The 23185-nt window shown below is 57.2% G+C and carries 24 protein-coding genes and 1 other RNA gene; 14 read left to right on the top strand and 11 right to left on the bottom strand.

What is annotated here, in order from left to right; genetic code table 11:
• Window positions 1-4: 4 nt before the first annotated feature.
• The 3 genes from lptD to lptF are packed head-to-tail and all read right to left on the bottom strand — an operon-like array spanning window position 5 to window position 4376.
• Entirely contained in the window at window positions 5-2152 is a 2148-nt protein-coding gene (gene lptD / locus HKX44_RS05460) for an LPS assembly protein LptD (protein WP_276150271.1), read from the bottom strand.
• Entirely contained in the window at window positions 2152-3249 is a 1098-nt protein-coding gene (gene lptG / locus HKX44_RS05455; RefSeq protein WP_276150270.1) for an LPS export ABC transporter permease LptG, read from the bottom strand. The genes lptD and lptG overlap by 1 nt, the downstream gene beginning before the upstream one ends.
• A complete protein-coding gene (lptF, locus tag HKX44_RS05450) occupies window positions 3246-4376 on the bottom strand; it encodes an LPS export ABC transporter permease LptF (RefSeq protein ID WP_276150269.1) in 1131 nt (376 codons plus the stop codon). The genes lptG and lptF overlap by 4 nt, the downstream gene beginning before the upstream one ends.
• A gap of 160 nt (window positions 4377-4536) precedes the next feature.
• Here lptF and HKX44_RS05445 point away from each other — a divergent pair, with 160 nt between their 5' ends.
• The 3 genes from HKX44_RS05445 (at window position 4537) to HKX44_RS05435 (ending at window position 6925) form a co-directional block, all read left to right on the top strand.
• Window positions 4537-6009 (top strand): leucyl aminopeptidase, encoded by a 1473-nt coding sequence (locus HKX44_RS05445; RefSeq protein ID WP_276150268.1) that lies wholly within the window; start codon window positions 4537-4539, stop codon window positions 6007-6009.
• A gap of 5 nt (window positions 6010-6014) precedes the next feature.
• Window positions 6015-6473 carry a DNA polymerase III subunit chi gene (locus tag HKX44_RS05440; RefSeq protein ID WP_276150267.1) on the top strand — a complete coding sequence of 153 codons (459 nt, stop codon included), beginning with the start codon at window positions 6015-6017 and terminating at the stop codon, window positions 6471-6473.
• Between the two features lie 74 nt (window positions 6474-6547).
• A complete protein-coding gene (locus tag HKX44_RS05435; protein WP_276150266.1) occupies window positions 6548-6925 on the top strand; it encodes a hypothetical protein in 378 nt (125 codons plus the stop codon).
• A gap of 84 nt (window positions 6926-7009) precedes the next feature.
• On the opposite strand, the gene HKX44_RS05430 is transcribed toward HKX44_RS05435, so the two are convergent.
• The 3 genes from HKX44_RS05430 to HKX44_RS05420 all read right to left on the bottom strand — a co-directional run bounded on the left by HKX44_RS05430 (window position 7010) and on the right by HKX44_RS05420 (window position 10246).
• Window positions 7010-7591, bottom strand: coding sequence for a TIGR02281 family clan AA aspartic protease (locus tag HKX44_RS05430; protein WP_276150265.1), 582 nt, complete (start codon window positions 7589-7591; stop codon window positions 7010-7012).
• A gap of 53 nt (window positions 7592-7644) precedes the next feature.
• Entirely contained in the window at window positions 7645-8277 is a 633-nt protein-coding gene (locus tag HKX44_RS05425; protein ID WP_276150264.1) for a MarC family protein, read from the bottom strand.
• 109 nt (window positions 8278-8386) lie between these two features.
• Entirely contained in the window at window positions 8387-10246 is a 1860-nt protein-coding gene (locus HKX44_RS05420; protein ID WP_276150263.1) for an ABC-F family ATP-binding cassette domain-containing protein, read from the bottom strand.
• Window positions 10247-10350: 104 nt separating this feature from the next.
• Here HKX44_RS05420 and ndk point away from each other — a divergent pair, with 104 nt between their 5' ends.
• Window positions 10351-10773, top strand: a complete 423-nt coding sequence (gene ndk / locus HKX44_RS05415; protein WP_276150262.1) for a nucleoside-diphosphate kinase — start codon at window positions 10351-10353, stop codon at window positions 10771-10773.
• 67 nt (window positions 10774-10840) lie between these two features.
• Here ndk and HKX44_RS05410 read toward each other — a convergent pair whose 3' ends face one another.
• Entirely contained in the window at window positions 10841-11167 is a 327-nt protein-coding gene (locus tag HKX44_RS05410; RefSeq protein ID WP_276150261.1) for a TfoX/Sxy family DNA transformation protein, read from the bottom strand.
• A 40-nt stretch (window positions 11168-11207) separates the two neighbouring features.
• Window positions 11208-11330, bottom strand: a complete 123-nt coding sequence (locus HKX44_RS05405; RefSeq protein WP_276150260.1) for a hypothetical protein — start codon at window positions 11328-11330, stop codon at window positions 11208-11210.
• Window positions 11331-11706: 376 nt separating this feature from the next.
• Between HKX44_RS05405 and HKX44_RS05400 the strand changes: the two genes are divergently transcribed.
• Window positions 11707-12621 (top strand): MYG1 family protein, encoded by a 915-nt coding sequence (locus HKX44_RS05400; protein ID WP_276150259.1) that lies wholly within the window; start codon window positions 11707-11709, stop codon window positions 12619-12621.
• Window positions 12622-12738: 117 nt separating this feature from the next.
• On the opposite strand, the gene HKX44_RS05395 is transcribed toward HKX44_RS05400, so the two are convergent.
• The 3 genes from HKX44_RS05395 to HKX44_RS05385 form a co-directional block, all read right to left on the bottom strand.
• The gene (locus HKX44_RS05395; protein WP_276150258.1) at window positions 12739-13206 is read right to left on the bottom strand and encodes a CIA30 family protein; all 468 of its coding nucleotides are present in this window, start codon (window positions 13204-13206) and stop codon (window positions 12739-12741) included.
• Window positions 13207-13458: 252 nt separating this feature from the next.
• Window positions 13459-13806: a transfer-messenger RNA gene (gene ssrA / locus HKX44_RS05390) on the bottom strand.
• Window positions 13799-14551, bottom strand: coding sequence for an FCD domain-containing protein (locus HKX44_RS05385; RefSeq protein ID WP_276150257.1), 753 nt, complete (start codon window positions 14549-14551; stop codon window positions 13799-13801). Before HKX44_RS05385 ends, ssrA begins: the two co-directional genes overlap by 8 nt.
• Window positions 14552-14631: 80 nt before the next feature.
• Between HKX44_RS05385 and HKX44_RS05380 the strand changes: the two genes are divergently transcribed.
• The 9 genes from HKX44_RS05380 (at window position 14632) to HKX44_RS05340 (ending at window position 23130) form a co-directional block, all read left to right on the top strand.
• Window positions 14632-14799: a hypothetical protein gene (locus HKX44_RS05380; protein WP_276150256.1), complete on the top strand. Its 168-nt coding sequence runs from the start codon at window positions 14632-14634 to the stop codon at window positions 14797-14799.
• Window positions 14796-15305, top strand: a complete 510-nt coding sequence (locus tag HKX44_RS05375; RefSeq protein WP_276150255.1) for a DinB family protein — start codon at window positions 14796-14798, stop codon at window positions 15303-15305. Before HKX44_RS05380 ends, HKX44_RS05375 begins: the two co-directional genes overlap by 4 nt.
• Window positions 15305-16408 carry a dimethylsulfoniopropionate demethylase gene (locus HKX44_RS05370; RefSeq protein WP_276150254.1) on the top strand — a complete coding sequence of 368 codons (1104 nt, stop codon included), beginning with the start codon at window positions 15305-15307 and terminating at the stop codon, window positions 16406-16408. Before HKX44_RS05375 ends, HKX44_RS05370 begins: the two co-directional genes overlap by 1 nt.
• A gap of 99 nt (window positions 16409-16507) precedes the next feature.
• Entirely contained in the window at window positions 16508-17491 is a 984-nt protein-coding gene (gene acuI / locus HKX44_RS05365; RefSeq protein WP_276150253.1) for an acryloyl-CoA reductase, read from the top strand.
• Window positions 17488-17979, top strand: a complete 492-nt coding sequence (locus HKX44_RS05360; protein ID WP_276150252.1) for a hypothetical protein — start codon at window positions 17488-17490, stop codon at window positions 17977-17979. Before acuI ends, HKX44_RS05360 begins: the two co-directional genes overlap by 4 nt.
• Window positions 17980-18027: 48 nt before the next feature.
• On the top strand, window positions 18028-18456 hold the full coding sequence (locus HKX44_RS05355; RefSeq protein WP_276150251.1) for an HIT family protein: 429 nt from the start codon (window positions 18028-18030) through the stop codon (window positions 18454-18456).
• Between the two features lie 193 nt (window positions 18457-18649).
• Complete coding sequence (locus HKX44_RS05350) at window positions 18650-20296, top strand: BCCT family transporter (RefSeq protein ID WP_276150250.1); 1647 nt, start codon at window positions 18650-18652, stop codon at window positions 20294-20296.
• Between the two features lie 109 nt (window positions 20297-20405).
• Window positions 20406-21638 carry an aminotransferase class V-fold PLP-dependent enzyme gene (locus HKX44_RS05345; protein WP_276150811.1) on the top strand — a complete coding sequence of 411 codons (1233 nt, stop codon included), beginning with the start codon at window positions 20406-20408 and terminating at the stop codon, window positions 21636-21638.
• 67 nt (window positions 21639-21705) lie between these two features.
• On the top strand, window positions 21706-23130 hold the full coding sequence (locus HKX44_RS05340) for a deoxyribodipyrimidine photo-lyase (protein WP_276150249.1): 1425 nt from the start codon (window positions 21706-21708) through the stop codon (window positions 23128-23130).
• Window positions 23131-23185 lie beyond the last annotated feature (55 nt).

Below are 23185 nucleotides of genomic sequence, written 5' to 3'. Positions count from 1 at the left end.
TGGATCACCTTTTGCATGAGCGATTATATTTTTGGTTGCCCGCCTTGGCTGAAAAGCCTCTTAGACCGACGTTAAACCCCAAACTGGTGGTAGGCTCAACCGCCGTTGACGAAGAATAGCTGCGCGCCACCGAAAGATCGACGCCGACACATTCGTTGTTATAGCTGATGCCAAGGCCCGCGGTGGCCGCGCGGTCGTCTGCGACGTTAAAGCGCCAGTCGGCTTTGACTTCCCAGTTGTTATTGATCTCGTAGCGCCCGGCCAGCAGAATTTCCGATACCGCTTCGGCGCGTTCTTCTGCGGCATCATCGTCCAGCCAGATATAGCTGCCGGCCAGTGATCCTCGGCTGAACCCCCAATTGCCGCGCACCTCTGCCTTGGCAAAGCGGAAATTCTTGTCGAACAGGCTACGGCCAGACAAGGAAAGCCCGTTTGGCGTCACGATCTGGGCGGCCAACAGGATGTTCGACGACACCCCGCCAAGACCTGTGGTCGCCGAAAAGTCCGGATCGCTGTCACTGCGGAACACTTGCCCCACAGAGATATGGCTGTCCCAGCCTTGTGGGTTGATGCGCGACCAGTTCAACCCAACAGCCGCCACCGTGCCGCGTTCGCGACGGTCGGGGCGTGGAAAGCGCGACAGGGACAACAGGTTACCTTCGTCAAATTCAACCCGGGTGCTTTCGTCATTGGGCACGTTCAGGCGGCGTCCGCGGGTCCAGCCGATTTGCGCGATGGGTTCCAGAAACTGGGTCACGCCCGCACCTTCGCGCCGCAGCATCGGATAGCGCAGCGCCAAAGCGGCGACGGGTACAATATCGGAATGGTTCTGCGCAAAGGAGGCATCCTGCGTGATGTCAAAGAAGTTGAAGCTGACGCCGGTGCGCAGATCGGCAACCAACCCATTGTTAAAGGTAAACCGGCGGCGCCAGTCTGCTTGGCCATGCAGGCGCGCCACATCGCGTCCGTCGGTCACCAGATCGGTATCTGGCCCATCGCTGTCGCGGTCCGAATTGCGCCGGTGGGCATGGGCTTGCAGGCGCAGCCTCAGTTCGCCGCCCGTTGTCTCAGGAAAGATGCGGCGTTCATATTCGCCGTCCAGTACCACTGTGGGCAGGTTGTCATTGATGTCATCAGCCCGCAGGCTCTCGAAGTTATAAAAGCTGGCTCTGACAAATTCGTCACGCCGCGCACGGCTTGCGGTGATCTGGCTTTCCAGCCGGTCTTCGACAAAATACCCGTATTCGTTCAGATAGGCGCGGTCGGTTGTGGTTTCGATGTCGAAGTCCAGCTTGAAATCCCGTTCCAGATCGAAATGCCCGCGCCCGAACAGATAACCGCGCCGCTTGCCGGGGCGCTGATCGTCGCGGGTAAGGGCGCCGTCAAAGGTGATACGCCCCCGGCGAAACGCCTGACGGTAGCGGAACTCAAGCGTGCGGGTCACACTGGACAGATAGGGCGTCAGGGTCAGGTCGCGGTGGTCGCCCAGTTTGATAAAATACGGTACCTTCAAGCCGGTGCCGAGCTGCGAGGTGGTGCGGGTTGAGGGCACCAGAAACCCGGTGGCGCGTTCCAGCCCCGGACCGGGCAAACGCAGGCGCGGGATATAGAAGACCGGCACGTTCAGGATGCGAAACTGGGCCTGATCAAAATACAACTGGTCTTCAAGGCGGTCATGGATCACCCGCTGGGCACGGATTTGCCACAGGGGGGCACTGCCGTCGTTGCAAACCCTGCAAGAGGTTGCAGATACTTTGGAAAGCTGGCTGTAACGGCCTTCGACCCGGTGTACCTGTGCAGCGGCCAGTTGCAGTTGCTGGTTCAGGATCATCCGCGCGCCGGTCAGAATGCCGTTGCGCATATCGGCATCTAATTGCCCCGCATCAGCAAAGATCAAGGTTTCGCTGCCCTCGGTCAGCGTGATCGGCCCCTCGATAATCAAACTGCCGTCAGCCTGACTGTAACGTACGGATTTGGCCTGAAGTCGTGTCCCGTCCTGAAACGCCTCTACATTGCCACGGGCGACCAGCGTGCGGTCGCTTTCAATGAACACCTCGTCGGCAATCAGGATGGCCGCAGCCTGGGCGTCCTGCTGGGCGTGCAGGGATGCGGGCAGGGCCAGAGTAAGGACGATAAATAGGCAGCGCAGCATCAGCCGTCCTCCACATGCAAAAGTAGTCCGACCGCAAGCAATACCGATGCTATCGGCGGTGCCCATGCGGCCAGCAAAACGGGGATCTGGCCGTTTTCACCCAGGATTTGCGCAAAGCTGCGGATGAAATACAGACCAAAGCCAAGCAAGACCGCCATCAGCACCGCAACACCGGTGCCGCCAAATCGCGTGTGACGCATACTAAAGGCGCTGGCAACCAGAACCATCGCCATCAGGAACAGGGGGCGGGCAAGTTCAGTCTGCAACCAGACCTCGTGACGACGTGCGGAAAACCCGGCTTGTTCGAGCTGGCGGATGAAGGTGGGCAGATCATAGATCGACACAGCTGCGGGTTTGCCAATGCTCTCGCGGATACGCTCCAGCGTCAGGGACGACGGAATTTCCAGCGTTTCGAAATACTGGGCATTGGCCTCGGCGTTCACCCCGGGGGTCAGTGGCCAAGCCTTGGCGTCGTTCAAAGACCATGCGCCATCCATCAAAGCGGCGCTTGCGGCCTCGATCCGACGCACGGGACCGTTTTCCAGATCATAGGAGATAAAGGACACCTCATAGAGGACAGAGGCATCCGCGTTTGACCGCCATGCGCGCACCACGGTCTGCCCGTCTGCATTGCCCTGACGCAACCACAGACCTTCGTCGCTGATGGACAGGGCCGAGGCACCGCCGGCGCGATAACTTTCGGACAGTTGCAGGTAACGGTTGCCGGTTGCAGCAACAATCGGGTTCAACATGCCTACGGCCATGACCCCGATGACAAAGGCCACAAAGACCGGGGCAATCAGCGCCCGCATGGCTGACCGGCCCGCCGCGCGGGTCACCACCAGTTCCGAAGAACGCGCCAACGAAATAAACAGCGTGATGGTGGCCAGAATTACAATCAGCGGCAGAATCAGATTGATGGTTTGCGGCGCATTCAGAAACGTCAGCCCCAACAGCCGCTGCCAGCCCAGATCAAGCCCGCTAAATTTTCGGGCTTGTTCAACCGCGTCGACCAGCATCACCAATGCAAACAGGACGCCGCAAATCATCAGAAAGGCCAGGAGGAAACGGCGCGCGAAATAGACATGCAAAATCATGATGTTGCGCGCCTTCTACGCAGGCTGTTCAGCCAGCCGGAATTGGCCACATGCCAAAGCATTGCAAGCACCAGCAGGCCACCGACCACCGAGGGTAGATACAGCAGCGGCCAGCGGCTGGCATCTTCGCGTACCGTATCAACCAGTGCCCCGCGCATCCCGTCAATGGCGATCAGCAGGCCAAAGGCGATGGCAATCTCGCGCCAGACCCCGAAACGTGAAAATCCGCCCACCAGCAATGTGGCATAGCCCACAAGGGCGGCGATGATGCAGAATAAGGGCTGCGCAAAACGCCCGTGCAGCTCTTCGGCGATGACTCCCTTGGTATCGCCGGTCACAGCGGCGACATGGTCCCAGTCTGCCATCAAGCGGGGGGAAATCAGATTGGCAACCGGCTGCGCGCTGGCAATGCTCTGATTCACGAGGGTCGAAATATCAAAGGAAAAATCGCGGAACTTGGCGGTGGCCAGACGGGAATCGGATTTGTTTAACCGCTGCGCCAGACCATCGACCATGATCAGAGTGGTGCCGGCACCATTGCGTACCAGATAGGCCTCTGCGGCGGTATAGATCACACCTTCGGCGGGGTTGCGACGGTCCGAAAGGAAGACATCCCGCAACACGCCGCTGGAATCGATAACGCGGGTGTAGAAAGTGACGTTTCGCGTTGGGTGCAGGAACTGGCCTTCGCGCAAAAGGCTTGCGGTGATATTTTGCGAGATTTCATTTTCGCGGTGGGTCAATTCGCCCTGTGCCATGGGGACCAGAAAATGGCTTAGGATGCTCATCATCGCCGCAACGCAAACCCCGTAGATGAACACCGGTCGCGCCAGACGCCAAGGGCTTGATCCGGTTGATTGTAAAACGGTCAGTTCGGATTCGGATGACATCCGGTTGGTGACATAGACCGCGCCGGCAAAGGTGGCGATGGGCAGAACCGTGGTGATCAGCTTGGGCAGGCCCAGGGCGGCAAACTCCAGGAAAACAAGGGCGGATTGCCCATCTCCGATCAGCCGGTCAAACAAGACAACCGCCCGATTGATCCAGAACAGCGCAACCAGCACAAGGGCGAAAAAGCCAAAAAGCAGCAATAGCTGTGACAGCATATAGCGGTCTAGTCGTGCCACTCGTTCCTCCCCAAAGGTTCTGCGGGCCCCCAAACATCACGGTTTGGTCTGATTTTCCCGCAATCTGTAAAGCAAAATATGGGCGGGGAAAACTGCTAACTGGTCATAGGTTGCCCTTCACGCTAGGTCTTGTGGGAAATCGCAAACAAGGGCCCATCTTATGACCGCAGTTACCCCGATCACATTCGCCGCCACTGATATTGAAAAGATCGCTACGCAGGAAGGTCGCGTGGCGATTTTTGTCGCCCCGGAAGGGCCGCTGGATGCCGGGGCGCGACGGGTGAACAAACTGACACGCGGGGCGGTGCAGCGGTTGATGGAGGGGCAGAAATTTGCCAAATCCAAACCCGGCGAGATGTTTTCACTGGATTTTCCTGTCGGTATGGCGGCCGAAGCTGTTGATATCGTGCATTTGCCGCGCCGGACTGATGTGCAGGAGGCGCGCAAAGCGGGTGCCGCCCTGGCCAAGCGGCGCGGGCAGGCGGATCTGTTGATGATCGCAGCAAATATGAAATACATCGCCGAGGTTTGTTTTGGCTTGGCAATGCGCGATTACGGGTTTGACGATCACAAATCTGATGCCAAGGAACGTCGTGGCGCGGTGCTTGTGATGTGCAGCAAACCGGAAGAGGCCGAGGTCGCGGCAGCGCCTTTGATGGCGATTGCCGACGGGGCCTTCATGACCCGTGATCTGACCAATGCGCCAGCGAATGTGCTGACAACCACAGAGTTCGCCAATCAACTTGAAGCTATGCAGGATCTTGGCCTTAAAGTTGAAGTGTTGGATGAGGATGAGCTTTCAAGTCTCGGAATGGGAACGCTTTTGTGTGTCGGTCAGGGGTCGGATAGCCCGTCAAAAATAGTTGTTATGGAATGGAATGGCGGCCCCAAAGGGGACGCTCCATTGGCGCTGGTTGGTAAAGGTGTGGTGTTTGACACCGGTGGTATCAGCCTGAAACCGGCAGCAGGTATGGAAGATATGACCATGGACATGGGCGGTGCCGGCGTGGTGGCGGGCGTGATGCGGTCGCTCGCCCTGCGTGGTGCCAAGGCAAATGTCGTGGGATTGGTGGGGCTGGTAGAAAACATGCCCTCTGGCAACGCGGTGCGCCCAGGCGATGTTGTCACCTCTATGAAGGGCGATTCGGTTGAGGTGATCAACACGGATGCCGAGGGGCGTTTGGTGCTGTGTGATGTGATGTGGTATGCGCAGGACCGGTTTGAACCCGCGGCGCTGATTGATCTGGCAACGCTGACCGGCGCGATTATTGTCGGTCTGGGCCATGAAAACGCAGGAGTGTTTTCCAACGACGATTCCCTGTGCAACGCCTTCTTGAAAGCAGCCGAAGCCGAAGGAGAAGGTGCGTGGCGGATGCCGATGGGCAAGGGTTATGACGCGCTGCTGAAAAGCCGGATTGCCGATATGAAGAATATCGGCGGACGGGCAGCGGGATCGGTAACAGCCGCGCAGTTCCTCAAGCGGTTTGTGAAAGATGGCACACCTTGGATTCACCTTGATATTGCCGGTGTGGCCTCGGTCAAATCGGAAACCGCATTGGCACCGGCGGGGGCCACCGGCTGGGGTGTGGCAGCACTGAACCGGCTTGTGCGTGACCGGTTTGAAAAGGGATAGGCGCGATGGGGGCGGCCTATTTTTACCACCTGACGCGCCGGCCATTGGTCGAAACCTTGCGAATGTTGCTATCCAAGTCGCTGGAGAATGACTGGAACGTGGCCGTGCGCGGCACTGATGTGCAGGCGCTGGCGGATCTGGATCGGGTATTGTGGCTGGGGCCGGAAGAAGAGTTCCTGCCCCATGCCATGGCCGGGGGCGATGATGATGCTTTGCAGCCGGTTCTGTTGACCACGGCGGAAACGGCGGAAAATGCGCCGGATTGTGTGATGTCGGTACATGGCGCGGCGGTCACCGTAGAGGAGGTCGCGGCGTTGCAACGGGTTTGCGTGTTGTTTGACGGCGAAGATGAGGCCGCGTTGAACGTCGCGCGTGGCCAGTGGAAAGCGCTTAAGGCCGCAGGGGCCTCAGCGCAATATTGGTCAGAAGAATCAGGACGTTGGGAGAAGAAGGCCGAGACTTGAACGGGGGGGGTATTGGGCTTTGCTGATTTTTTGAAAAGACGTGTGAAGCAATGTATCTGTTTTGAGGGGCTTATTTGAAAGAGAAGGACCTCAAAAATGCTCTCATGGCACCATTGATATGCAGCGTCGTCTCATTTGCTCTGCTGACAATTTTGGGTGCGGCGGTCATGCTGGTACCCAAAAGTCGCTTGGAAAGGGATGCAGAGGCTTTAGCAGAAGTGCAGGCCAGAAGAGTGATCTGTAATCTTACACCAACGTTCAGCGGATTTGACGCCGTAGCTGGAAAGTACGACTTTGAAAGAGAAGCGCAGCAGAAGTTCAAACGAACATATATCTACTACTTTTCAGCAGCTTATGATAGGATTTTGGCTCAATCTACCCAGCAGCAGAGCTTGCTTTGCAAGCATCTGAACGTTCCAGAGGATGGGGATAGGGGGAGCGTCATCGATTGATGTAAGCTTGCTGTCGTTTTGCTGAAGCGCTCGGTGCTTGCATGTCACACGCCTTGCCTCCTTCCGCCACGGTTCCCTCATCAATCACCGCGTCAGGATCAATTCACCGCCGGTGATTTCGATGCGGCCCCAGCGTTGCAGATAGCCCATGCCCAAAAGCGATTGTTCCATCTGGCCTTCGTTCACCACAGCGGCAACATCGGTATCGACAACACCGCCCAGTTGCACTTGGTCAAGTCTCACAAAAGCGGTGCGCACCTCGCCGTTGGCAGTATTAGCGCGCCCCATATAGGCGAGGGAAGCGGGGTCAATGCCGGCGCGTTTGGCATCCGTCTGGGTCAGCACCATATCGGTGGCCCCGGTGTCGACCACAAAGCGCAGGGCGGTGCCGTTCACTTCCGCTGTTAGGTAATAATGGCCGTCACGGGCGCGTGGCACGATGATCTGGTCGCTGCCGGCGACACTGAATTGCGGGGTGCGGGCATCGCGGCTGATGTCTTGCCACAGGCCTACGGCGGCGGCTCCGCCGATAAAGATCATCATCCAGACCGCGGCGTATTGCAGTGTTTTGTTCAACCCTTCACGCGATTGCATGAAGAACCAGCCGCCGACCATTAGAAGCAGGACGATCAGATAGATCAGGTTTCCTGTGTCAAACTCGTCCATTTTGCGGCCCCTCGTCGCGGTTTCATCATTATATAGAACCTGCGGTGGTGATGTCAGCCCGGGGTGGGGCCGAAACCGAAGGCGGCCAGCCCGTCCAGAACAAACTGAACGGCGAGAGCAGCCAGAAGCATACCGAGGATCCGGGTGATGACGTCGATCCCCTTTTTGCCGATCAAGCGGTCAAGATAGCTGCTTGCCATCAGGGTCAGCCCCAAAGCCACCAATGTCAGGGCGGTGATGCCCAATACGGTGATCAGCCCCTCGCCACCGGGCCGTTCACCGATCAGCAGGATGATCGAGGCAATGGAACCAGGGCCGGCAATCAGCGGGATTGCCAGCGGAAAGACAGAAGGATCGTCGATTTCCTCACCTTCGGTGCGGTCCTCGCGGCGTTTGCTGCGCCGTTCAAACAACATATCCAGCGCGGTCAGGAACAAGAGAATTCCGCCAGCGATACGGAAAGCCGGCATGGAGATACCGACAAATCCAAGCACTGCCTCGCCGAAAAATGCAAAGAGAACAAGAACAAGGCCGGCGACCAGACAGGCATGCAGGGCAACCCGCCTGCGCTCCCCAGGTGTCATGCCCGCGGTCAGTGCGAGGAACAGTGGGGCAATGCCGATGGGGTCGATCACCACGAACATGGTGACAAGGGCCGTGATCATATAGGCGGTGTCGAGTGTCATCTCAGCGTCGATCCAATTGTGGGCTGTGCCCGTTCTTTTGTTTTAGGGGGCTCTGCCCCATCGGTCAAAGACCGATTCCCCGCAGTATTTACGGCCAAAAAGAGCAATATCAGGCAGAGGCCTTTTCGAGTTTCTCTTCCGCTTGCATCCAAAGGCTTTCCGCGCGCGATAAGGCGTCCATCACTTCAGCATATTTCTTGTTCCAGACTTCAAGTTCACCGATTTTACTGCTTTCGTAAAGAGCAGGGTCTGCCAGTTTCTTGGCAAGCTTGTCCCGCATCTCGTTGATCTTGGTCACACGGGCCTCGGCCTTGCGTACCTCGGAACGCAGGGCAAGGATGTCTTCGCGGCTGGCGCGTTTCTCTTTGGGTTTTTCCTTGACCTTGGTGTTTTTGCTGATCGGCTTTGTGGGGGTCAGCAGCAGTTTGCGGTAGGATTCAAGGTCGTCCTCATAAGGGACCACCGTGCCATTTGACACCAGCCAAAGCCGATCAGCCACCATCGACAGAAGGTGCATGTCGTGGCTCACAAGGATGACTGCGCCGGAATATTGAGTGAGCGCCTCGACCAGAGCCTCGCGAGATTCGATATCCAGGTGGTTTGTCGGTTCGTCGAGGATCAGCAAATGCGGTGCGTCGAGCGTGGCAAGCAGCAGCGAGAGCCGCGCCTTTTGACCGCCCGACAGGCGGCCCACTTCGGTTTCGGCCTGATCGGGCCCAAGGCCAAAGCCAGCCATCTGCGCACGCAATTTTGAGTGCAGCACACCAGGGCGGGCCGAAATCATATGTTGCAACGGGGTTTCATTCACGTGAAGTTCGTCGACCTGATGCTGGGCGAAGAAGCCGATGCGCAGTTTGTTGGCATTGATCGCTTTACCATCCATCAGCACAAGCCGGTCTGACAGAAGCTTCGACAGGGTCGATTTACCCTGACCGTTGCGTCCCAACAGTGCGATGCGGTCGTCCTGGTCAATGCGCAGGTTGAGGCGCGACAGGACGGGGTTGCCTTCGGAATAGCCCACTGCGCCGTTCTCAATCGAAATGATCGGCGGCGAGAGTTCTTCCGGTTCGGGGAAGGTGAACACCCGTTTTGCAGCCTGTTCCGGCGTTGCAATCATGTCCATCTTTTCAATCATTTTCAGACGGGACTGGGCCTGTTTTGCCTTGGATGCCTTGGCCTTGAACCGGTCCACAAAGGATTGCATGTGGTCGCGCCGTTGCTGCTGTTTCTTGGCCATGGCGGCCTGAATGGCGCGTTGTTCGGCACGTTGGCGGGCGAATTGGTCATAGGGGCCCTGATAAAACGTCAGTTTGCGCTCTTCGAGGTGTAGGATGCCATTGACCGCGCGGTTCAACAGGCCACGGTCGTGGCTGATGATGATGACCGTGTGCGGGTATTTAGCAAGATATGCTTCCAGCCAAAGGGCCCCTTCAAGGTCGAGATAGTTTGTTGGCTCGTCAAGCAGCAACAGGTCAGGCTGGGCAAAGAGAACCCCGGCCAAGGCGACACGCATGCGCCACCCTCCGGAGAAAGCAGAGCAGGGCATCAGCTGGTCTTCGGGTTCGAACCCCAGACCTTTGAGAATCGAGGCGGCGCGCCCTTCGGCGGACCATGCATCAATGTCCGACAGGCGTGACTGAATATCCGCAATGCGACCCGGGTCTGTGGCGGTCTCGGATTCGGCCATCAACGCCGCACGTTCGGTATCCGCCTCAAGGACGGTATCCAGAAGGGAGGTTTCCGAAGAGGGCACCTCTTGGGCGACACCGCCGATTTTGGCCCGCGAAGGCAGGGAAATATCCCCTGCATCAAGGCCCAGTTCGCCGCGAATGATCTTGAACAACGTGGTTTTGCCGGCGCCGTTGCGCCCGACAAGCCCCACTTTGTGACCATCGGGAATGACTGCGGAGGCTTCCTCGAACAGAGGGCGACCTTCGACGGAATAGTTGATTTCTGAGATGCGTAACATGGGCGGGGTGTGCCGCAATGCGGGCTGCGCGTCAATCGCGGGTTTTCATAGGCCAAACCTCATGCTAGGGAGCGGCCAAATTAACCCCCACAGGAGCAAGCCACATGGCCCTAGAGCGCACATTCTCTATCATCAAACCAGACGCAACCCGCCGCAATCTGACAGGCGCGATTGTCAAGAAATTCGAAGACGCAGGTCTGCGTGTTGTCGCGTCCAAGCGTATCCACCTGACAATGGCGCAGGCTGGCGAATTCTACAAAGTACACGCTGAACGTCCTTTCTACGGTGAACTGTGTGAATTCATGGCATCTGCGCCAATCGTTGCACAGGTTCTGGAAGGTGAAGACGCCATCGCGAAAAACCGCGAAGTTATGGGCGCAACCAACCCAGCGGACGCTGCGGCCGGCACCATCCGCGCCGAATTCGCTGAAAGCGTTGGCGAAAACTCTGTTCACGGTTCAGATGCGCCAGAAACCGCCAAAGAAGAGATCGCGTATTTCTTCTCCGGTCTGGAGTTGGTGGGTTAAGTCTAGCGACTGCCATCAGAAATATCGGAAGGGGCCGCAGCGATGCGGCCTTTTTTATGGGCAGAGATCAGGGTTTGCGCACGCCGATGTCGTCGAGCAACTGGTCCAGGGTGTGTTCCGGGGCAGGGCGGTGCGCCGCTTTCAACGCATCGAAGCTTTTGCGCAGCGCGGCTTTTTCTGCACCTTTGCAGTCGTTCCACGGGCGGCCCTGAAGCGCCATTACGAGAACGTAATACCCGATGAAATGCGGCTTGGTGCCTGCGGCGAGGAGTTTCGCATAGGCGGCGTCTGGCCCGAGATCGCGCAGGGTTTCGGCATCTTGGATGCCTGCCGATGTGCAACTGGCCTCGAATGCCGGGCCGAGATTGCGAAGTGTTGAGACCGGTGTGGACATGGCCGCCAACCTATCGCGCAAACTGGCGGTCTGTCACCTGTCAAAGGCTGGCATAATCCGTAAATACCGGTTTTTGCTGTGGCTTTGGTGGTGCGGCCTGCGTGTTGGATGCAGGTTTCTGTTGTTGGGTGGCGGGTGTTTTGCTTGTGTCTAGGCGTGCCATTTGGCTGCTCCTGGGTTACGGCCGGACGGGAAAGAAACCAGCCAATGCCAGAAGGCTGCCTGAAAAGCTGGGCCTGAGGAGGGCGGAAATGTGGCAAGAATTTGTTCTCAATTTTCGGAAATGTCAGAAGGCCCACCAGACCGATGGCCGCAGTCTTTTCTTAGATCCCATCCCATTTCTGCGGAGACCCTGGGCGTAGGTCTGGGGCCGATCCCTTGTGTGATACGAGTTGGCTTGCGGTTTTTGGGGTTGTCATGAGGCTTTTGCGAACCATGTCTTGCCCTGAGGGCTGACATCTGTGAAAGGCGGGATTAACCAGATTCAAATGGCACGCCCGTGGCACCCGTGCCATTCGATCATCTTCAGGAGAGCATCCATGAGTATTGCATACCTCGTTACCCATTCCGGCGGTTTTCATGCAGATGAACTGCTGTCCTCTGTTATCCTGACGCGTCTTTACCCGGATGCACAGTTGCAGCGCAGCCGGGACCGGCAATGGATCACCCCGGCGGCAGACCGGATCATCTATGATGTTGGCGGCGCATTTGATGCGGAGGCGCAAATCTTTGACCACCACCAGCGGCCTAGCCCACTGCGGGAGGATGGACAGCCTTATAGCTCTTTTGGATTGATCTGGTCCCAGTACGGGCGGGCCTATCTGGCTGCGCTGGCGGTGCCTGAGCATGACATCGAAGCGGTACATACCAAATTCGATACGAAATTCGTCCTGCCGATTGATCTGTTGGACAATGGGGCCGTGGAACCCTCTGTCGCGGGCCCTTTGTCGGCGCTGACCTTGCCGGCATTGTTGGGCAATCTTAAACCGTCCTTTGACGACACATCCCCAACGGCGGATGATGACGCGTTTCTTGCGGCTTTGCCGATTGTAAGTGCCTTGATCGAAGCCGAAATTCGTACGATGGCAGCTAAAGCGCGGGCCCGTACCCTTGTTCTGGAGGCAATTGAGGCGGCGGGAACTTCCCCGATCCTAGAGTTGCCCATGGGTATGCCCTATGGTGCAGCACTGGATCAGGCGGGCGCAGATCACATCCTGTTTGTTGTTTGTCCGCGCGGTGCCGACTGGACGCTGGGGGGGATCAAGCTGTCGAATGACACGTTTGAACAGCGGGCCGACCTGCCAGAGGCTTGGGCGGGATTGACCGATGCGGCACTTGAGGCGGCGAGCGGCGTTAAGGGGGCGAAATTCTGCCATAACGCGCGTTTTATCGCAGTGGCAGACAGCCGTGAGGCCATCCTGAAAATGGCAGAGATTGCTGTGCAACAGGCCTGAGCCTGGGAACAAACCCTAGAGCGTCCCGCCTTAAATATGAATCGCTTGTTCGCGGCCTCTCCCTTTGGTCGAACGCGAAAAGCGATATGGGATGGCTCAGGTTAAAGGCGGGAGGCTTTAGACGAGCCGCAAGGCAGAGACCGCCACATCAGCCTGAAACGCCCGCCCGATCGCAAGCACCCCAATGCGGCGCAACCGGTCGGGATCAAAGGCGATGTCGGTGCGATGTGGCATGATATCGGCAAAGGGAATGCGAATTTTCTGCCAGAGTGGTTTCGCCCTGAATTCAGCACGATAGGACTGCCACGGTTTCACCAGCTGATCGGTGCGAAGGCGCAGATCATAGATTTCGCCGTTGCCGTAGACCTCCAGTTCAACCGCGCTAAAACTGGCAGCATTCAGGACGGTACCCTCGGCGGCCAGGTCGCAAGCCATCTGTACAAACCCCCCGTTGTTCTCCAGCGATACCGTGCCGGTTAACCGCGTGGCGGGGCGTGCGCAGACCTGCAAATGGGTAATCTTGCCGGTAGAAACCCCGCCCATGACAGTATCTGCGACATATTCCCAGTTGGGTGACAGTTCCATTCAGAACCTCCTGTGATCGGGCCGGCATCAAAAATCCGGTGTGACGGGCAGGGTTGTTTTAACGCTTCCTTTAGCGTTCCGTCTTTAACCTGAGCCATCATATATCGCTTTTCGCGTTCGACCCAAGGGAGAGGCTGCGAACAAGCGATTCATATTTAAGGCGGGACGCTTTAACATTCCGCAGGCCTTTTCCAAGAGACCCGCAAAAGGCAGCTGTGGTTTCAAAGCGCAGTACAAATATTTAGGGGAATAAGTGTCGGATTCTGTTGCCAGGCTCCGACAGGCCCCGCCTTAGGTCGCTAAACCCAAGGAGTTAAGTTTCAATAGTTCCGGTCGCTTACGCGGCCATCGCCATTGGAGCACGATTGTCATTTGCAATTGTACAGTTTGGGCCGATACGGTGGCACCCAGCCGAAACAAAGCTAACTTCTTTAGGCGTTCGTCGATCCTATTTCGACCCCATGATCCCCAAATGAAGGATGTTTGGTGGAGTCGCCGGGTACCGCCCCCGGGTCCGATCCGATTATTACAAGCGCGTTTATGTCCATAGTCCCGAAGGACAGTGTTAAAATAGGACAGTCCCCGCGTGTTATCAATGGGTAGCGGTCAGATTTTCACGTGATTTTGCCCGTTTGGCCATCACATCTCGGCCCAGGTGCAGGGTGTAGCGTTCAAGTTCGCATAGGGCGGTGTCGGCCGCGCCCGCATCTCGCGCCTCTAGCGCGTCGGTGACCTGCGTGTGCAGGGCGACAATTTCCCCACGTGAACGCGCAGTAAAGGTGATCATATTCATCAGAGGCTGCATCGCTTCGACAGCGCCAGCCAATTGATAGGACATCACCGGATTACCGGTCCCATCAACCAAAGCGCGGTGAAAGGCGACATCTGAGGCGCAAAACGCTTCATCTGTTAGCCCCGGCTGCGCCTGTCGATGACATTCGGCGCGCATGGTGGCAAGGTGATCTGCGCTGCGTCGGGCCGCACTCAGCGGCGCGCAGGCCCGCTCCAAAGCATAGCGTGCCTCGCAGGCGGTTTCGAAGCTGACTGCGTTCATGGACAGCAGTAGCGTTGAGGTGGTGATGTGCTGGCTATAGGCCTCTTCAAAGCTGATCCGGTTGACAAATGCGCCGCCTGTAGCCCCACGCTGCGTTCGGATAAGTGATTGTGCAGCAAGCCTTTTTAGCGCTTCGCGTACGGTTGGTCGTGACACTGTGAATTGCTCTGCCAGTTCCGCCTCACAGGGTAGTCGCTGGTTGACGATAAGATCACCCGATACGATTGCGTCGCGAATGGCAGCCGCAATTTGGGCAGACAGATCGGTCGAGGTCTTGGGGCTGGTTTTCATATGTCTTACAATTAGTATTTGCGAGGTTTCTAATTGTCTGACATTAATTTGACAAGAGGGCGAGTCAGGAGGGCGCTTGGATGATTGCAACGGTGCGCCGTTCTTGTCTGGATGGTTTTCCCGGCCTTGCCGCGCTGATCTCCTTTGATTCGTGTATTCAAAACAATGCTTTGAACGCTCTAAGGGGAGCAACGCAGATGTTGTATGCCGACCATCAACCAGTCGACGCGAAAGGAGCAGATGCATGATTAACGCGGGATATATATTGATGATGTCACGTTATAACATGTGGCAAAACAAACAGATAACAGATGTTGTTAAGGTCATGGATGAGGCAGAGCTGCGGCAGGACCGTGGTGCATTCTTTAGCTCGATCCTGAATACACTCAATCACATTCTCTGGGCTGACACCCTCTGGATGAGCCGCTTTTGCAGCGATGTGGGCTTGCCAAGCGTGCCGGGGTCAGAAAGCGTTTCCTATACGGCGACGCCGGGGGAATGGCAGGCGGCGCGGTTCCGTATGGATGGGCGGATGCGGATTTGGGGCGAAACCGTTTCAAATCTTGATCTGTCCGGTGATCTCACGTGGTATTCTGGCGGCATGAAGCGGGATTTCTCCCAGCCGATCGCGCTTTGCATCATCCATATGTTCAACCACCAGACGCATCATCGCGGTCAGGTACATGCGATGTTGACGGCGTCGGGTCATCCAGCGCCGACGACCGATATTGTCTTTATGCCGGAGGATGCCTGATGGCCCTTATTTCACCGTCCCGCCGCCTGCGCCGTACGCCATTTTCTGAGGGGGTCGAAGCTGCGGGTGTCAAAGCCTATACCGTTTATAACCGGATGCTTCTGCCCACAGTTTTCCGATCAGTAGAGGAAGACTATCGGCACTTGAAAGAGGCGGTGCAGGTCTGGGATGTAGCTGTGGAACGTCAGGTTGAGCTGCGCGGGCCGGACGCGGCACGGTTGATGCAGATGCTGACCCCGCGTGATTTGCGCCGCATGTTACCGGGGCGGTGTTTTTATGTGCCAATTGTTGACGAGACCGGCGGCATGTTGAACGATCCGGTGGCGTTGAAACTGGCCGAGGACCGGTGGTGGATTTCGATTGCCGACAGTGATTTGTTGTATTGGGTCAAAGGGATCGCCAACGGGTACCGTCTGGATGTCTTGGTTGATGAACCCGATGTCAGCCCGCTGGCGGTGCAGGGACCGAAGGCAGACGCGTTGATGGCGCGAGTCTTTGGCGATGCTGTTTGCGACATACGGTTCTTTCGCTTTGGCTGGTTCGAATTTCAGGGGCGTCCCTTAGTTGTTGCGCGTTCAGGGTACTCCAAGCAGGGCGGATTCGAGATTTATGTCGAAGGGTCCGATATCGGGATGCCCTTGTGGCACGCGCTGATGGAGGCCGGTCGAGATCTGGATGTATATGCAGGATGCCCCAACGGGATCGAACGCGTTGAGGGGGGATTATTGAGTTATGGCAATGACATGACCGATGACAACACGCCCCATGAATGTGGTTTGGGGCGGTTTTGCGATACTCAGGCGGCAATTGGCTGTATGGGACGGGATGCGTTGTTGCGGGTGGCCAAAGAGGGTCCGATCCAGCAGGTACGCGCCATCGAGATCGCCGGTGACAAGGTGCCGGTCTGTGATCGGGTTTGGCCGGTGATGGCGGGAGAGAAACGTGTGGGGCAGGTGACCTCGGCAGCGTGGTCGCCTGATTTTCGTACAAATGTGTCGATTGGCATGGTGCGGATGACCCACTGGGATGATCGCACAGCGGTGCAGGTGGCGACCCCTGACGGGCTGCGCGATGCTGTTGTGTACGAAAACTTCTGGACATAGGTGTTCGGAGTGGGCGGTGGTTTTTCGGGGCGCTGCCCCGGACCCCGGAGTTTAATTGCAAGATGAAGAGGGGGCGTGGGCCCCGGGATGGAGAAGACGATGTTTAATGCGCTTGTGGTGAATGAGGATGATGCGGGGAAAACTTCGGCAGCTGTGACGCAGATGTCAGTGGATCAATTGCCGGAGGGGGATGTGACCGTTGCGGTGGAGTATTCCACGGTGAACTACAAGGATGGTTTGTGTATTGGACCGGGTGGCGGATTGGTGCGCAATTACCCACATGTACCGGGTATTGATTTTGCCGGCACGGTCGAGGCTTCTGACGATCCGCGTTATAAGGCCGGGGATAAGGTTGTCCTGACGGGGTGGCGTGTGGGAGAGGCCCATTGGGGTGGTTATGCCCAGAAGGCGCGGATCAAGGCGGATTGGCTGGTGCCTTTGCCAGCGGGGGTGGACACACGTCAGGCAATGGCGGTGGGTACGGCCGGATTTACCGCAATGTTGTCGGTAATGGCGTTGGAAGACCACGGGATCAAGGACGGGCCGGTGCTGGTCACCGGTGCGGCGGGTGGTGTCGGGTCTGTTGCGACTGCAATTTTGGCGCATCTGGGGCATCAGGTTGCAGGTGTGACGGGTCGGCCTGAGACAGCGGAGTATCTGAAATCGCTGGGGGCAAGTCAGATTGTCGCCCGTGAAGAGATCAACGAGACAGTGAAGCGCCCGTTGGAGGGTGAAACATGGGGCGGCTGTGTCGACGCTGTTGGCGGGGCGATGTTGGCGCGGGTATTGGGCCAGATGCAATATGGTGCCAGTGTCGCTGCGGTTGGATTGGCCGGCGGCGCGGGGTTGCCGGCGACGGTCATCCCGTTCCTTTTGCGCGGTGTGAATCTGTTGGGGATTGATAGTGTGATGCAGCCCTATGACAACCGTTTACGGGCATGGGAGCGCATTGCCCGCGATCTGCCGATGGATAAATTGGAGGCCATGGTCCGTCCGGCGACCTTGTCCGATTTGCCGGCGCTGGGAGCTGATATCCTAAATGGACAGGTTCAGGGCCGGGTTGTTGTGGATGTCAATGCATGAGCGTGGCGGCATGCTCCTTGCCGCCAGCGGCTTTGCTGGCGGTCTATCAGGGCCAGGAAGGTGCCTATACCGACTGTTTTTCGGTACAGCACACGGGTGAGGCGGATTTGTCCGCCTTTATTGGCGCTTTCTATACGACCTGGCTTTTCCGGCTTGAACGGGCGGTGCTGACGGTGGCTTTGCGCAAGCGGATCAGAGACAGCGATGTCGTGGCGCTGGCCGAGGGGCATGCGACGGAATTCGCGGTCTGGACCGTCGAAAGCCGCGCAGAACGGCAAATCCTGCTGCGGGATATGTTTGGCAAAACCCGGTCTTTTCTGTCGGTTGCGCCTGTCGGGGACGGTAGCACCGAACTATTGTTCGGTTCTGCGGTTGTCTCGGGGGGCGGTAGCGGGTCATCGCTGTTCATGCGGCTGACAACACCGTTGCACCAGATTTACGCCAAAGCGCTGTTGCGTCAGGCTGAACGCCGGCTGCGCCGTGGTTGAGCTTGACCGGCACAGGGCCTAGAAGGCTGCTCAAGAAGGAGACATGATATGCCAGAGGCTTATGACGACCAGAACATCTTTGCCAAAATCCTGCGCGGCGAAATCCCATGCGTTAAGGTGTACGAGGACGCGCAAACCCTGTGTTTTATGGACATCATGCCCCGCACCGACGGGCATTGTCTGGTGATCCCCAAGACACCATGCCGCAATATGCTGGATGCGACACCTGAACAGCTGGCGGCTTGCATGGCGACCGTCAACAAAGTTGCCAATGCTGCAAAACGCGGATTTGGCGCGGATGGCATAACTCTGCTACAATTCAGTGAAGCGGCAGGCGGGCAGGAGGTGTTCCATCTGCATTTCCATATTCATCCACGTCATGACGGCGTGCCGATCCGACCCCCGGGGGCCATGGGGGATATGGATGTGATTAAGAAACACGCTGAGGTCATCACGCAGGCATTAGCGTCGTCCTGACCCCGGGTCAGTGGTTGAAAGGCCGGTCCGCCCTATGTGAGGAGCAAGGCGGTCGGGTTTTTGCACTGTAAGGACATCACGTTCTACGCAAGAGCTGCTGGTGAAGGTTGTTTATTCCCGCTTGTGTGCGTTCTGCCAGTGGCGGACCTGTGACTGCTTGCGATCAAATCAAACTTAATGAAAGGACGTCTTTATGTCAGATGCCAGTTCCAATCAGGGAATACCGGAGCCGGAAGGCGCCGCGGATATCATTGATACAGACTATGAGATCGGTCAGGATAACGTGGACGGGTCGCTGGGCAACATCGGTTTTGACATCCATAATCCGGTTTTTGCCATTTCTGCGGCGGCGATTGTCGCCTTTGTTTTTTACACGCTGGCCTTGCCGGAACAGGCTGCTGGTGTGTTTTCAGCCATGTTTAGCTTTACCACCAAGAACTTTGACTGGTTCCTAATCGGCGCGGCTGATCTGGTGGTGATCTTTGCGCTGCTGCTGATTGTCTCGCCGTTTGGGTCCGTGCGGTTGGGCGGTGCGGATGCGGCACCGGATTACACCTATATGGGGTGGTTCGCGATGTTGTTTGCTGCGGGCATGGGCATTGGATTGATGTTTTACGGCGTGTCCGAACCGCTTTCGCATTTTTCGACGTCTTTTGGTGACACTGCTGTGGGTGAAAACGGTTTACGCACGGATTGGGCCCCGTTAGGGGCCGCGACCGGTAATGAGGTCGGTTCTGTGCGTCTTGGCATGGCGGCAACGATCTATCACTGGGGGCTGCACCCTTGGGCGATCTATGCCACGGTCGCGCTGGCGCTGGCCCTATTTACGTATAACAAAGGGTTGCCACTGACGATCCGCTCGGCGTTTTACCCGCTGTTGGGGGAGCGTGTCTGGGGCTGGCCCGGTCACGTGATTGATATTATTGCGGTTTTTGCGACGCTTTTCGGATTGGCAACTTCACTGGGCTTTGGCGCAACGCAGGCCAATGCGGGGTTGAACGAATTGTTTGGCATACCGATCGGCCAAACGACCGAGGTTGTGCTGATTTCTGCGATCACTCTGGTGGCGTTGATTTCGGTTATGCGGGGCCTTGATGGCGGGGTGAAGATCCTGTCAGAGATTAACATGGGTCTTGCCGGTTTGCTGGCCATCTTTACCTTGATCGTTGGACCAACAGCGTTCTTGTTCGCCTTCTTCTGGGACAGCCTGAAGGCCTATGTTGAATATCTGCCGGCCTTGTCGAACCCGTTTGGCCGGGAAGACGTGAACTTTTCACAAGGCTGGACAGCGTTTTACTGGGCGTGGTGGATCAGCTGGTCGCCTTTTGTCGGCATGTTCATTGCCCGCGTTAGCCGGGGTCGCACAGTGCGTGAATTCGTGATCTGCGTTTTGTTGATCCCGTCCATGGTCTGTGTGATCTGGATGTCGATCTTTGGCGGCACGGCAATTCATCAGGTGATGGCCGACGGGTTTACCGGTGCCCAGGATGCGGGGCTTCCCTTGCAACTGTTCAAAATGTTGGGTGAGTTGCCGCTGGCCTCGATCACATCCTTTATCGGGATCGTTCTGGTTATCGTGTTCTTTGTAACCTCGTCGGATTCCGGCAGCCTTGTCATTGATACGATCACGGCGGGCGGCAAAATCGACGCGCCGATGCCGCAGCGGGTGTTCTGGTGCATCTTTGAAGGTGCGGTTGCGATTGCCCTGTTGTTGGGTGGCGGATTGGCGGCGTTGCAATCCATGGTGATTTCAACCGGATTGCTGTTCACGGTGGTTTTGTTGCTGATGTGTTTCTGCATTTTCCGCGGCTTGCAAAGTGAGCGCGCCGAAACCAAGTGATCTTGCCCTGCGACACGCCACGCGTGAAGCGCTAAAGAAAGCCCCGGTGCCGCATGGTATCGGGGCTTTTGCATTTGACCTGCGGGAGATTTCGTTAGACCTTGCTGGGATGACAAAACACAAGCTTGATACCGCATGGGTGCGCACCCAATTCCCCGCCTTTTCCGAGCCATCGTTGCAGGGGCAGGCGTTTTTTGAAAACGCTGGCGGGTCCTATACCTGCAAGCCGGTGATTGACCGGTTGTTCCGGTTTTACACCCAGCGCAAGGTGCAGCCCTATGCGCCTTACGAGGCCAGCACATTGGGTGGCCAGGAAATGGACGAGGCCCGCAGCCGGATGGCGGCACTTTTGGGGGTGGCCACGGATGAGTTGAGTTTTGGCCCGTCAACGACGCAGAACACCTATGTTCTTGCGCAGGCATTTGCCCAGTTGCTGAAGCCGGGGGAAGCGATTGTCGTGACCAATCAGGATCACGAGGCCAACACTGGCCCATGGCGCAGGTTGGTCGATCGGGGCATCGAAATCCGCGAATGGTGCATTGATCCTGAAACCGGCGCGTTGAACCCAGATGACCTTGAAAACCTACTCGATGAGAAAGTTCGGCTGGTCTGTTTTCCGCATTGTTCAAACGTGGTGGGGCAAATCAATCCGGTGGTCGAGATCACAGCGCTGGCCCATGCTGCTGGCGCTTTTGTCTGTGTGGACGGGGTTTCTTATGCGCCGCACGGTTTTGCCGATGTGGGGTCCCTTGGTGCGGATATCTATCTGTTTTCTGCCTATAAGACCTATGGTCCGCACCAGGGTGTGATGGTGATCCGGCGCGCCTTGGCCGAATTGCTGCCCAATCAGGGCCATGTGTTTAACGGCGACACCCTGTACAAACGTTTCACCCCCGCTGGCCCCGATCACGCGCAGGTGGCGGCCTGTGCTGGCATGGCTGATTACATTGACGCGCTTTATGCGCATCACTTTGACGCAGCAGCATCACCGGCAGAACGCGGCGTTGCGGTACATGATCTGATGCGCGACCATGAAACCACCTTGCTGCAACCTCTGTTGGATGCCGTGAGTGCGCGCAATTCCGTGCGGTTGATTGGTCCGTCAGATGCAGCAGGCCGCGCGCCGACCGTCGCATTGGCGCTGAACCGCCCCGGCGAAGAAGTCGCGACAGAGCTGGTCCAACATGGGATCATGGCGGGGGGCGGCGATTTCTATGCCGGGCGTGCGTTGTCCGCCATGGGGGTCGATATGGACAGGGGTGTTTTGCGGCTGAGCTTTACGCATTACACCAGTAAATCCGAGATTGATCAGCTTTTGTCAGCTCTTGATGCGGTTTTGTGAAACCAATTGCTTGACTACCACGTGTCTGGGCTAACTCCTTTATCAACGAGGAAAAAATAGCTGAGATATGACTGACAAAACACCTATCCTGATGTGGTTCCGCCGCGATCTACGGCTGAGCGATCATGCGGCATTGACCGCGGCCTGTGCGTCGGGACGTCCTGTGATCCCTGTGTTCCTTTACGATTCACTGGTGGCAGGCTTGGGTGCCGCCCCGAAATGGCGGCTGGGCCTTGGCATTGGGCATCTTGCCACCACGCTGGAGACCAAAGCCAGCCGGCTCATCCTGCGCCGTGGCGACCACGCCTTACCGCTTCTGCAAGAGCTGATCACGCAAACCGGGGCCACAAGTGTTTACTGGTCGCGCCTCTATGATCCGGCGAGTGTTGTGCGGGATAAAGAAATCAAGGAATCCCTGAAAAACCAAGGGATTGACGCGCGTTCTTTCGGCGGTCACCTGATGTTTGAACCTTGGACCGTCGAAACCAAAACCGGCGGGTACTACAAGGTTTATACGCCGTTCTGGAACAGCGTGAAAAACAAGGGTGTCGACACACCACGGGCGGTGCCCAAGGACGTACCAGCCCCGATGTCATGGCCCGAAAGTGACCAATTGGACGATTGGCACATGGGCGCGGCAATGCGGCGCGGTGCGGCGATTGTACGCCCGTTTGTGCGTCTGGGGGAAGAGGCTGCGCAGGAACGTTTGGCGCAGTTCATCGCGGAAGATGTCGCAGGGTACAAAGACAACAGGAACCTGCCAGGTGTCGAGGGCACCTCTAACCTTTCGGAAAATCTGGCGCTTGGCGAGATCAGCCCACATCAGTGTTGGCAGGCCGGCGAACGGGCGCTGCAAGAAGGCAAGCCGGGGGCCGAGACCTTTCTGAAAGAGGTGGTCTGGCGTGAATTTGCTTATCATCTGATGCATCATACCCCACATCTTCTTGAAAGCAGTTGGCGGCCGGAATGGGATGCATTTCCTTGGCGGACAGATGCTGAAAGTTCCGAAGTTATCTCTTGGAAGCAAGGCCTTACAGGGATTCCTTTTGTTGATGCTGCAATGCGTGAACTTTATGTTACCGGTCGGATGCACAATCGCGCGCGCATGATTGTAGCCAGTTTTCTGACGAAACACTTGATGACGGATTGGCGTGTCGGGATGGCATGGTTCGAGGATACCTTGATTGATTGGGATCCGGCCAGCAACGCGATGGGATGGCAGTGGACCGCCGGATCTGGCCCCGATGCGGCCCCCTTTTTCCGGGTGTTCAATCCTGAAACCCAATTGGATAAATTTGACCGCGACCGCGCCTATGCCAGCCGTTGGATTGCCGAAGGGCACCATAGGCCACATGAGGACGCGCTTGCCTATTTCGAGGCTGTACCGCGCAGCTGGAACCTGTCTGCCGACGCGCCATATCCGAAACCTGTGGTGTCTTTGGCTGATGGCCGCGCCCGCGCGCTGTCGGCTTATGAAAACCGGAATTTCTGAACAAGAATCAAAGGCCTGCGATGGGGCAACCCGCAGGCCCATACCAACGGGAGTG

It is taken from the genome of Sulfitobacter sp. M05 (assembly GCF_029285175.1).
Classification (GTDB): domain Bacteria; phylum Pseudomonadota; class Alphaproteobacteria; order Rhodobacterales; family Rhodobacteraceae; genus Sulfitobacter.
The sequence above is the reverse complement of the archived record's forward strand: the minus strand, read 5'-3'. Positions and strand labels throughout refer to the sequence as shown.

Excerpts from the sequence above, each read along its gene's own strand:
- HKX44_RS05425 (WP_276150264.1), bottom strand. The coding sequence starts at position 8,277 with ATGACACTCGACACCGCCTATATGATCACGGCCCTTGTCACCATGTTC.
- HKX44_RS05350 (WP_276150250.1), top strand. The coding sequence starts at position 18,650 with ATGTCAGATGCCAGTTCCAATCAGGGAATACCGGAGCCGGAAGGCGCC.
- HKX44_RS05445 (WP_276150268.1), top strand. The coding sequence starts at position 4,537 with ATGACCGCAGTTACCCCGATCACATTCGCCGCCACTGATATTGAAAAG.
- lptG (WP_276150270.1), bottom strand. The coding sequence starts at position 3,249 with ATGATTTTGCATGTCTATTTCGCGCGCCGTTTCCTCCTGGCCTTTCTG.
- HKX44_RS05395 (WP_276150258.1), bottom strand. The coding sequence starts at position 13,206 with ATGGAACTGTCACCCAACTGGGAATATGTCGCAGATACTGTCATGGGC.
- HKX44_RS05340 (WP_276150249.1), top strand. The coding sequence starts at position 21,706 with ATGACTGACAAAACACCTATCCTGATGTGGTTCCGCCGCGATCTACGG.
- HKX44_RS05410 (WP_276150261.1), bottom strand. The coding sequence starts at position 11,167 with ATGTCCACACCGGTCTCAACACTTCGCAATCTCGGCCCGGCATTCGAG.
- HKX44_RS05385 (WP_276150257.1), bottom strand. The coding sequence starts at position 14,551 with ATGAAAACCAGCCCCAAGACCTCGACCGATCTGTCTGCCCAAATTGCG.
- HKX44_RS05420 (WP_276150263.1), bottom strand. The coding sequence starts at position 10,246 with ATGTTACGCATCTCAGAAATCAACTATTCCGTCGAAGGTCGCCCTCTG.
- HKX44_RS05360 (WP_276150252.1), top strand. The coding sequence starts at position 17,488 with ATGAGCGTGGCGGCATGCTCCTTGCCGCCAGCGGCTTTGCTGGCGGTC.
- HKX44_RS05405 (WP_276150260.1), bottom strand. The coding sequence starts at position 11,330 with ATGGCACGCCTAGACACAAGCAAAACACCCGCCACCCAACAACAGAAA.
- acuI (WP_276150253.1), top strand. The coding sequence starts at position 16,508 with ATGTTTAATGCGCTTGTGGTGAATGAGGATGATGCGGGGAAAACTTCG.
- HKX44_RS05430 (WP_276150265.1), bottom strand. The coding sequence starts at position 7,591 with ATGGACGAGTTTGACACAGGAAACCTGATCTATCTGATCGTCCTGCTT.
- HKX44_RS05380 (WP_276150256.1), top strand. The coding sequence starts at position 14,632 with ATGATTGCAACGGTGCGCCGTTCTTGTCTGGATGGTTTTCCCGGCCTT.
- HKX44_RS05370 (WP_276150254.1), top strand. The coding sequence starts at position 15,305 with ATGGCCCTTATTTCACCGTCCCGCCGCCTGCGCCGTACGCCATTTTCT.
- ndk (WP_276150262.1), top strand. The coding sequence starts at position 10,351 with ATGGCCCTAGAGCGCACATTCTCTATCATCAAACCAGACGCAACCCGC.
- HKX44_RS05440 (WP_276150267.1), top strand. The coding sequence starts at position 6,015 with ATGGGGGCGGCCTATTTTTACCACCTGACGCGCCGGCCATTGGTCGAA.
- HKX44_RS05375 (WP_276150255.1), top strand. The coding sequence starts at position 14,796 with ATGATTAACGCGGGATATATATTGATGATGTCACGTTATAACATGTGG.
- HKX44_RS05345 (WP_276150811.1), top strand. The coding sequence starts at position 20,406 with ATGACAAAACACAAGCTTGATACCGCATGGGTGCGCACCCAATTCCCC.
- lptD (WP_276150271.1), bottom strand. The coding sequence starts at position 2,152 with ATGCTGCGCTGCCTATTTATCGTCCTTACTCTGGCCCTGCCCGCATCC.
- HKX44_RS05355 (WP_276150251.1), top strand. The coding sequence starts at position 18,028 with ATGCCAGAGGCTTATGACGACCAGAACATCTTTGCCAAAATCCTGCGC.
- HKX44_RS05400 (WP_276150259.1), top strand. The coding sequence starts at position 11,707 with ATGAGTATTGCATACCTCGTTACCCATTCCGGCGGTTTTCATGCAGAT.